This is a genomic window from bacterium, from assembly GCA_035380285.1.
Taxonomy (GTDB): Bacteria; Auribacterota; Erginobacteria; order Erginobacterales; family DAOSXE01; genus DAOSXE01.
In genome coordinates, this window is record DAOSXE010000023.1 from 40,882 (window position 1) to 49,955 (window position 9,074).

Annotated in this window: 8 protein-coding genes; 5 read left to right on the forward strand and 3 right to left on the reverse strand. The window is 63.7% G+C overall.

Going from position 1 to position 9,074, the window contains the following annotated elements:
- Positions 1 to 971: choice-of-anchor J domain-containing protein (locus tag PLZ73_09455; GenBank protein HOO78100.1), on the reverse strand; the 971-nt coding region annotated here is incomplete at its 3' end.
- A gap of 112 nt (positions 972 to 1,083) precedes the next feature.
- The gene (locus PLZ73_09460; GenBank protein HOO78101.1) at positions 1,084 to 2,304 is read right to left on the reverse strand and encodes a prolyl oligopeptidase family serine peptidase; all 1,221 of its coding nucleotides are present in this window, start codon (positions 2,302 to 2,304) and stop codon (positions 1,084 to 1,086) included.
- Between the two features lie 188 nt (positions 2,305 to 2,492).
- On the opposite strand from PLZ73_09460, the gene PLZ73_09465 reads away from it, so the two are divergent.
- The 4 genes from PLZ73_09465 to PLZ73_09480 are packed head-to-tail and all read left to right on the forward strand — an operon-like array spanning position 2,493 to position 6,608.
- The gene (locus tag PLZ73_09465) at positions 2,493 to 3,920 is read left to right on the forward strand and encodes a trehalose-6-phosphate synthase (GenBank protein ID HOO78102.1); all 1,428 of its coding nucleotides are present in this window, start codon (positions 2,493 to 2,495) and stop codon (positions 3,918 to 3,920) included.
- A complete protein-coding gene (otsB, locus tag PLZ73_09470; GenBank protein ID HOO78103.1) occupies positions 3,917 to 4,714 on the forward strand; it encodes a trehalose-phosphatase in 798 nt (265 codons plus the stop codon). The genes PLZ73_09465 and otsB overlap by 4 nt, the downstream gene beginning before the upstream one ends.
- Positions 4,711 to 5,388: a DUF5752 family protein gene (locus PLZ73_09475; protein ID HOO78104.1), complete on the forward strand. Its 678-nt coding sequence runs from the start codon at positions 4,711 to 4,713 to the stop codon at positions 5,386 to 5,388. The genes otsB and PLZ73_09475 overlap by 4 nt, the downstream gene beginning before the upstream one ends.
- Positions 5,385 to 6,608 carry a glycosyltransferase gene (locus PLZ73_09480; GenBank protein HOO78105.1) on the forward strand — a complete coding sequence of 408 codons (1,224 nt, stop codon included), beginning with the start codon at positions 5,385 to 5,387 and terminating at the stop codon, positions 6,606 to 6,608. Before PLZ73_09475 ends, PLZ73_09480 begins: the two co-directional genes overlap by 4 nt.
- A gap of 68 nt (positions 6,609 to 6,676) precedes the next feature.
- On the opposite strand, the gene PLZ73_09485 is transcribed toward PLZ73_09480, so the two are convergent.
- Positions 6,677 to 7,051: a metallopeptidase family protein gene (locus PLZ73_09485; GenBank protein HOO78106.1), complete on the reverse strand. Its 375-nt coding sequence runs from the start codon at positions 7,049 to 7,051 to the stop codon at positions 6,677 to 6,679.
- Positions 7,052 to 7,787: 736 nt separating this feature from the next.
- On the opposite strand from PLZ73_09485, the gene PLZ73_09490 reads away from it, so the two are divergent.
- The coding region (locus PLZ73_09490; protein HOO78107.1) for a hypothetical protein at positions 7,788 to 9,074 on the forward strand (1,287 nt) is incomplete at its 3' end.

Here is a 9,074-nt window from a genome sequence, read left to right on the forward strand (position 1 = left end):
GTAACCGAGGGCGTGGGCGTCGCCGACGGAGTCGGGGTCACCGAAGGCGTCGGCGTTACCGAAGGCGTCGGAGTCACCGAGGGGCTGGACGTGGGTGTGGACGAGGGCGTGGGGGTCGCCGAGGGGCTGGCAGTGGGTATGGCCGAGGGCGTGGGGGTCGCCGACGGAGTCGGAGTCACCGAAGGCGTCGGCGTTACCGACGGCGTCGGAGTGACCGAGGGGCTGGCAGTGGGTGTGGCCGAGGGCGTGGGGGTCGCCGACGGCGTAGGAGAAGCCGAGGGCGGCGGCGTTGGAGTCGGTGAAGATGTCGGGGTCACCGTAAGGGTGGGCGTGGGCGTAACCGACGGCGTCAGGGTCGGAGGAGGAGTAGGAGTCACCGCTTCCCCGACCACGGCGACGTCGTCGAGGCCTACGCCGAAACCGTAGTAGGCATACCCCTTGAAGCAGATGAAGTAACGGTTGGTGGGAGAGGGCAGATCGAGCGTGTGCAGGGTCCAGGTGCCGATGGTATCCGAATAGTGGGTCAACTGGACCCAGGAACCGGCGTCCGAAACCCGGTAGTAGACGGTCAGTTCGTCCTGGTCCCCACCCCACTCCGACTGGGTGTGCCAGAAACTCAGGCGGGGATTGCGCGTCAGGGACCCGAACTCCAGGGGCGGCGAGATCAACCGGGTCGAGGGACCCGACCAGTCTTCCTGGTAGAAAAGGGCGTTGTAACCGCTGTGAGCCGGAGGGGTTTCATAGAGACACCCGGAGTACTGGACCCAGTTGGTGGTCCCGGAGATGAACTGTTTGGACCAGATATTGGGGTAGTTGGAAGGGGCGCCCCCCGACCAGGGGCCGTTGAAATCTTCGAAATAAGGAACGCTCATCGGGGGCGGCGTCGGCGTGGGTTGGGCCGAAGAGAGACCGGGGAAAACCTGAAGACCGGCGGCCGCCACCAAGATCAGCAGCGCGATCCTGCCTTTCAAGGGCAACCTCCCATGTTACCTGGACCATCCGGAATCGTGTTATACCAGTATAACCCTTGGAGCGCCGGAGTCAATTCCGATACCGCTCCCCGATATCCGATCGAGACACCGGCTACCGCGCCGGCATCACCCCGGCCAGCCAGTCGAACATGCGCTGGTCGTATAGGCCGCGGGCCAGAGGCTGGCAGTGCCGGTCGGCGCCTTCGGCGGCGGTGAAGCGAACGATCGTCTTCGGGCACTCGAGAGCCTCGAAAACCCGGCGGGGCTGGCCCGGCCAGAACTGTTCGTTTTCGGGGTCGGCGATAAACACCGGGCAGCGGATGTGTTGGATGACCCCGCGGAGGTTGAAACGGCGCGCGGCCCGGATCCATTCGTAATAATTATCGGTGGCGTAGGGCTTCATCCGGAAGGCCAGAGACTGGCGGACGGATTTCCCCAGTAAGCGCGCGGTCCAGGCCATCTCCCGGTTGAACTTCCCTTCCTCCCCGGTTTCGAGGTGTTTCCTCATGAAACCGGGAAGCTTGGCCAGCATGGCGGTGGAGACGTCCATCACCCCGGGGTCGGCGATCCCGGCGGCGGGGCGGTGCTCGAAAGCCAGCGCCCGCAGGATCCAGTACCCGCCCTGGCTGATGCCGGAAAGGGCGATCCGGTTGCCGTCGACGTCGGGGCGGCCGCATACATAATCGACGACGGGGGTGATGACGTTTTCCCAGTCGGGCCGGAAGGGTATGCCCTGGAGCCAGAGGAGGGAGTTCTGCCCGGGGCCGTCGAACGTGAGGGCGGCGTAGCCCCTTTCCAGCGCCGCCGCCACCCCGCTCGCCCACATGCCGCAGAGCGAGCCGTCGCTGCCGTTGTTGAAGACGATCACGGCCCGGGGTTCGGGGGACGGGTCGGGACGGAAAAAATGGCCGGGAAGGCGGGTCCCCTCGTAGGGGATTTCGACCTCCTCGGCCGGCGGCTCCAGCCGGGAACAGAACTCCCTCCAACAGTCCCGATGGGCGGACCAAGCCGGAACCAGCCGGGAAGGATCGTCGGTGCCGTCGACCATGGCCGCGGCCAGGGAAAAATAGGACCCGGCCCGGAGAAAGGCCCGGCGGGCGCTTACCCGGTTCCCTTCGGCGGCCGAAGCGGCGGCGGCGGCGCGAACGCGCTCGGCGGTGGCGTTCCACTCCCGGAACCAGCTTTCGAAATCGCCGTCGCGGACCCGGGCCGCGGTCGAAAGCACCTCCCCGGCGTCGGCGTTCCCGTAATAACACCCCCCCAGGGCGCAGAGAACCTCGAAGTCCATCTGCTCATGCTTGAAAAAATAACGGTTTCCCTTCAGCGGTTTCAAGACTCCCCCTTTTGTTCCCCCTTTCCGGACGGGGGACGGCGGACTCCGCCGGGTAAATCCGGCGCCGGAAACGCCGGAGACGGGCCAGGGGACAACGGCCCCCGCCCCCGTAATGAGCCCTTGCCGTGGGGAAACGTATCATTTATACTAAAAACGTCAACAACCTCTTCCCAGCCTCCGGAAGTCCCATGAACCATCGTCTTATCATCGTATCCAACCGTTTGCCCGTAGTCGTATCCCGGGAAGGAAACGGATGGAAACTTCGGCCGGGATCGGGGGGACTGGTCTCCGCCCTGGCACCCGTTCTTCAAGAGCAGGGGGGGCTCTGGCTCGGCTGGCCGGGGACCGCTCAAGACGCGCCTTACGATGAGATTTTCCGCTCGGCCCGAACCGAACTCGGTTACGATATTCAACCGATCTCCCTCACCCCGGAAGAGGTGGAAGGCTATTATTACGGCTGTTCCAACGAGACCATCTGGCCGCTCTTCCATGGACTTTTGGGCCGAACGGTCTTCGACCGGGGCTACTGGGAGACCTACCGGGAGGTCAACCGAAAGTTTGCCGGGAAAATCCTGAAAGCGACCGGCGACGACGATTTTGTCTGGGTGCAGGACTACCAGCTTCTTCTCGCCGGGTCCCGAATCCGGGAACGACGGCCGGGCGCCCGGTTGGGTTTCTTCCTGCATATCCCCTTCCCTTCCCCCGATCTTTTCAGCCGTCTGCCCTGGCGGGAGGAAATCATCCGCTCCCTCCTGGCTTACGACCTGGTTGGGTTTCAGACCCGGAACGACCTGCGCAACTTCATCCAGTGCGTACGCAAGCTGGCCCCCGAAGCCGCGACCGGCTATCGCTCCCCCCATTCCCTGGTCACCCTCGAAGGGCGCTGTTCGGTCGTGGGCGCCTTCCCCATCGGCATCGACTTCAACCGCTACCGCAACCTGGCCCGGTCGCGCGAAGTCGAACAGGGGGCGTGGTTTCTCCATGAAAAATTCCCGGAACACAAGCTGGTCCTGGGAGTCGATCGGCTCGACTACACCAAGGGCATCCCCCAGCGGCTTGAGGCCTTCGAACTCTGCCTGGAAAAACACCCTGACCTCCATCAGAAAATCTCCCTCCTGCAGATCGTCGTCCCCAGCCGGATGGGCGTGCCCGAATACCAGGCGATGAAACGGGAACTCGACGAATCGGTGGGCCGAATCAACGGCCGCTTCACCGTCCTGGGTTGGGTGCCTATTCATTACATCTTCGGAACCCTGACCCCGGTTGAACTGGTCTCCCATTACCGCTCCTGCGAGATCGCCCTGATCACCCCCCTCAACGACGGGATGAACTTGGTGGCCAAGGAGTACTGCGCCAGCTGTCTCGACAACCGGGGCGTTCTCATCCTCAGCGAGTTCGCCGGCGCCGCGACCCAATTGAAAAAAGGCGCCATTCTCACCAACCCGCACGACACCGAGGGAACCGCGGAAGCCATCTACCGGGCCTTCACCATGAGCGACGCGGAGCGGAAGCGGAGAATGAGATACCTCCGCGGCCAGATCCGTCGCAACGACGTTTTCCGCTGGGTGGCCGGTTTTCTGAGGGCGGCGCGCGAGATCGAAGGGCCGGCGGCATGACCCGGCTTTTCGCGTACTGGCCCGGCTGCCGGCGGCTACTGGAAGAAGCGGAGCACATTTTCCTCTGCCTGGATTACGACGGGACCCTGACGCCGATCGTCCGGAACCCCGGAGCCGCACGCCTGGCGCGAAGCACGCGCGAGCGGCTCCGGAAGCTGGCCGAGAAGCCCCACTTCACCCTGGCCGTCATCAGCGGCAGGGCGCTCGAAGACGTGCGGGGGCGCGTCGGCTTGCCGGATATCGTCTACGGCGGCAACCACGGCCTCGAAATCCGGGGCCCGGGGATAAACTACCTCAACTCCACCGCCCGACGTGCCCGGCCCGTTCTGAAGACTGCGAAAGGAAGGCTCGCCCGCAGGCTCGCGTCTACGGCCGGTGCCTTCGTCGAGGACAAGGGCCTGACCTTGAGCGTTCACTACCGCAACGCCGCTCCATCCTCCTGGAAGCACCTGCGAGAGATCGTATGCGAAACCGTCCGCCCCTTCCGTTCCCGGCGGGAGCTGCGCCTGAGCGAAGGGAACCGGGTGATCGAGATCAGACCCCCTACCCCCTGGGGCAAGGGAAACGCCGTTTCTTTTCTACGTCGGAACCTGGCCGCCCGTTGGGCCGGGGTACAGCCCCTTACCGTCTACGTCGGCGACGACCGGACCGACGAGGACGCCTTCGCCGCGCTCGGAACCGGCGACATTTCCGTGCGGGTCGGACCGGACTCCCTCACCACCCGAGCCCGCTACCGGTTGGCCGGAGTAGGCGAAGTCAAACTGTTTCTTTCCCAACTAAGGAGACTGCCGTGAACACCGCCGCCGCGACCGCGCAACCGTTCGTTTTTTACAGCCGCTTCAACCTCCAGGAACTCACCGGCCTGAAAGCCTCCACCCTGGAGTCCCTGCTCGACCTCATCTCGACCGTGCCCGGCTCCTCGATCTACCACCACACCCACCGGTTCGTCGAAAAACACGATTACCTCCTCCCCGGGCCGCCCAACGACTTCGCGATGTGGATCGGAGACGTTCTCGGGGATCGGATTCTGCAGGAGAAGCTGGCGGGCATAGACCTCCTCTCCTTCACCTCCATCGGCGGCCTCCGTCTGGCCCTGGTCGAGGCCATCGACGGGCACCTCTCGGCCTACCCCCGCTGCCGCAAGCGGTTCGCGGAACCGGGCGGCGAGTTCCACTTCATCAAATCGGTCAGCGTCATCATCCCCACCTCCCACCGGGCCGAATCCCTGGAATCCTTTACCCGCTGTCTGGGGGAGGTGTCGACCTCCAGTATTTATTTTCACATGTTCGAAGCGCGCCTGCGCCTGGAGAGAAAAACCAACGATTTCTCCTGGTGGCTGGAAAGCGCGCTTCTGTTCAAACCGCTCGGGGAAAAAATCGCGCGCCTCGACCCTTACGCCTTCACCCTCCCGGGCCTGCGGGCAAAGATACTGGAAATTCTCTCAGGAGCCGAAGGAGGGGGATCGTGAGCGCGCTCGACAAATACCGGCCCATCGTCGGCGACGGCGCCGTCGAAGAACTCTACCTCCTGGGAGAGCGCCTTCGGGGGCGGACGGTACAGCACATCAACTCCACCCGGGTCGGAGGCGGGGTGGCCGAGATCCTCACCAACCTGGTCCCCCTCTTCCGGGAAGTCGGCGTCGACGCCTGCTGGGACGTGATCTCGGGCACGAACGAATTCTTCGAAGTCACCAAAAAATTCCACAACGCCCTCCATGGACAACGGGAAGACATCACCAAAGAGATGCTCCTCCTCTTCCGGGAAAACGGGCGCCGCAACCTGGAAACCATGCCCCTGCGGGGAGACATCACCGTCGTTCACGACCCGCAACCGGTGATGATGATCAGGAACAAGCAGCAAACCGCCGGACCCTGGATCTGGCGCTGTCATATCGACATCGCCCGGGCCGACCCCCGGGTATTCTCTTTCCTGCGCCAGTTCATCTCGGAATACGACGGCCTGATCTTTTCCAGCCCCCTCTTCTCCAAACGCTTCTCCCAGCGCCAGTTTCTTATCTCCCCCTCGATCGACCCCCTCAGCGATAAAAACCGGGACCTCGAGGAGATCGAGATCGGGGCGGTCCTCGACCGCTACGGGATCGACCGGAAACGCCCGATCGTCCTCCAGGTGTCCCGTTACGACTACCTCAAGGACCCGGTCGGGGTCATCGAAGCCTTCCGGCTGGTGCGCAAATACAACGACTGCCAGCTGGTGCTGGCCGGCAACCGGGCGGCGGACGACCCGGAATCGGACCGGGTCCTGGCCGAGGTCAGGGAGAAAGCGGGGAAGGACCCCGATATCCATATCCTTCTCGTCCCGCCGGAGAACAACGATATCGACATCAACGCTCTCCAGCGGTCGGCGACGGTCGTGGTCCAAAAATCGATCCGGGAGGGATTCGGGCTGGTGGTGAGCGAAGCTCTCTGGAAAGGGCGGCCGATGGTGGCTTCGGCCGTCGGGGGGATACCTTTGCAGGTCGAACACGGACGGACCGGGCTCCTCTGCCGGAGCGTGGAAGGCGCCGCGCTCCAGATCAAGCAGCTCCTCAACAATCCCGATTACGCCCGGAAGCTGGGAGAAAACGGCCGGGAACACGTGCGGCAACATTTTCTGCTCACCCGCCACCTGCGCGACTACCTGCTCCTCCTCCTCGCCCTCCCCCACGGAGAAGACATCATCAACCTCTGAGCGAACCTCCCGAGGGACCGCGGGCTTCCCCCTCGTTCCTCAAAAACTGCCGGGGGTACCCGGCGCGGTCAATCGTAACCCAGTTCCTCCAGGCGCTCCTCGCCGATCCCGAAGTAATGGGCGATTTCGTGTACGATCGTAAGCTCGATCTGCTCCTCGACCTCTTCGGGGGTGGCGCACATCTCCTCGATCGGTCCTTGGAACAGCGTGAGCGCGGCCGGGAAAAGCGGCGGGTCGAGGGCGGAGCGTTCCGTCAGGGCATAGCCTTCATAAACCCCCAGAAGCGGTTCGTCCGGGGGGAGCCCCATCTCCCGCAGCATCCGGGGCGAAGGGCGGCGACGGACGGAGATGACGACGTTGTCCAGACGGTCGCGGATCTCGGGAGGAAGGCGCTCCAGCGCCTGTTCCGCCATGCGGGCGAACTTTTTTTCGCTCAGTTTCACGGCCAAATGCTCCAGGGGCAGTGTTCAGGGCCCACCGAGCAAGGATTTCATCACAGAGGTCGCAGAGAGCACAAGAGAAGACCCTGGGGATCGTGCGCCTGTGAAAAGCATAGAGCATAGAGCATGGAGCATAGAGACAGAATTCAGTATTCAGTAGCCCCGACCTCACCCCTTCCCCCCTTCATGGTAAGGAAAGCATAGGGCATAGAGCATGGAGCATAGAGACAGAATTCAAATTCAGAATTCAGTATTCAGTAGCCCCGACCTCACCCCTTCCCCCCTTCATGGTAAGGAAAGCATAGGGCATAGAGCATGGAGCAGAGGGTAAATCCCCTGAACCCCGAACCCTGAACCCTCTTTTCCCCCCTTCATGAACTTCATGGTAAGGAAAGCATAGGGCATAGGGCATGGAGCAGAGGGTAAATCCCCTGAACCCTCTTTTCCCCCCTTCATGATCTTCATGGTAAGGAAAGCATAGGGCATAGAGCATGGAGCAGAGGGTAACTCAGCCCCTGAACCCCGAACCCTGAACCCTCTTTCCCCCCCTTCATGGCCTTCATGGTGATCGTTTCCTGAATTCTGAATTCCTCCCTTTTCAGAGTTAATCAGAGAAATCAGGTGCAGAAAGTGCCCAGGGTTCGCCTTGATTCCGAGCCTCCCGATCTGGGATGATTGAAAACAGGATACCAACCCTGGAGAGCAGCTCCCGGAAAGACCTGTATCCAAGGAGGCGCGGATGAAACGGCGGCAGAGGTTCTGGTTGGCCCTGGGCGTGTTGGCCGGAGGCGTGGCGGCCGCGCCGGCTCTGAAAGCGGATACGTGGGAGTCGGTTGGAGGGGGGGTGAATCACTGGGTCCGGTGCATGGACCTGAGCGAATCCGGCGTGTTGTACGTCGGCGGGGATTTCACCGCGGCCGGGGGAGTTGAGGGCTATTACTACATCGCGGCCTGGAACGGCCTGATCTGGTCGCAGTTGGGCGACGGCCTCAACCTCTACGTCGAGGCGGTGGCCGCGGCCGGCTCCGACACGGTCTACGCCGGCGGCTGGTTCGGAGAGGCCGGGGGCTACGAGGCCGAGCACGTCGCCAAGTGGGACGGGAGCGGGTGGTCTTCCCTGGGGAGCGGCGACGAAAACGGCGTCGACGACATCGTCCACGCCCTGAAACCCGACGGCTACGGCAACCTCTACGTCGGGGGGGAGTTCGTCACCGCCGGCACCGTTTCGGCCCGGCATATCGCCAAGTGGGACGGGACCGGCTGGTCGTCGCTGGGAACGGGGGTAGACGGTCACGTTTTGGATCTGGAGATCGATCAGTGGGGGAACCTCTACGCCGCCGGCCAATTCTGGAGCGCCTCGGGGGTGCCGGGCACCAGGGGGGTGGCCAAGTGGGACGGATCCTCCTGGTCGGCGCTCAGCACCGGGATCGGCGGCTACGTCTGGGACCTGGCCTTCGACGACGCCGGGAACCTCTATGTCGCCGGTGATTTCGAGTGGACCGGGGAAGGGGAAGTCAACGTCCGGGAAGTGGCGATGTGGGACGGGAACGAATGGTCCCGGCTCGGCTCCGGCTTGGGATACTCCGGCGCCTATGCCTCCGCCATAGCCCCCGATTCCGGGGGGGTCGTGTACTTCGGCGGCGGATTCCAGTCGGCCGGGAGCATCCTGGCCGACAACATCGCCAAGTGGGACGGGAGCGACTGGTCCGCTCTCTCCACCGGGACCGACTCCAGCGTCAAGGCCCTGGTCCGCACGGGGCCGGGCACGATCTACGCGGGCGGCATCTTCGGCCAGGCCGGGGGGGTGGCCGTGAGCAACATCGCCCGCTGGACGGAAGGCTCGCCCCTGTCCCCGACCCCGACACCCCCCCCGTCTTCCTCCGTCACCGGCGACTACGACGGCGACGGGACCTCGGACATCGCCCTTTTCCGGCCCTCGGCCGGGCTCTGGCTGGTCCGGGGCCTGACCAAGGCCTGGTTCGGGGCTTCCAGCGACGAGGTCGTCCCCAACGACTACAACGGGGAC

Bases quoted from the DNA above. Each gene is read 5' to 3' on its own strand.
- PLZ73_09465 (HOO78102.1), top strand. From the start codon at position 2,493: ATGAACCATCGTCTTATCATCGTATCCAACCGTTTGCCCGTAGTCGTA.
- otsB (HOO78103.1), top strand. From the start codon at position 3,917: ATGACCCGGCTTTTCGCGTACTGGCCCGGCTGCCGGCGGCTACTGGAA.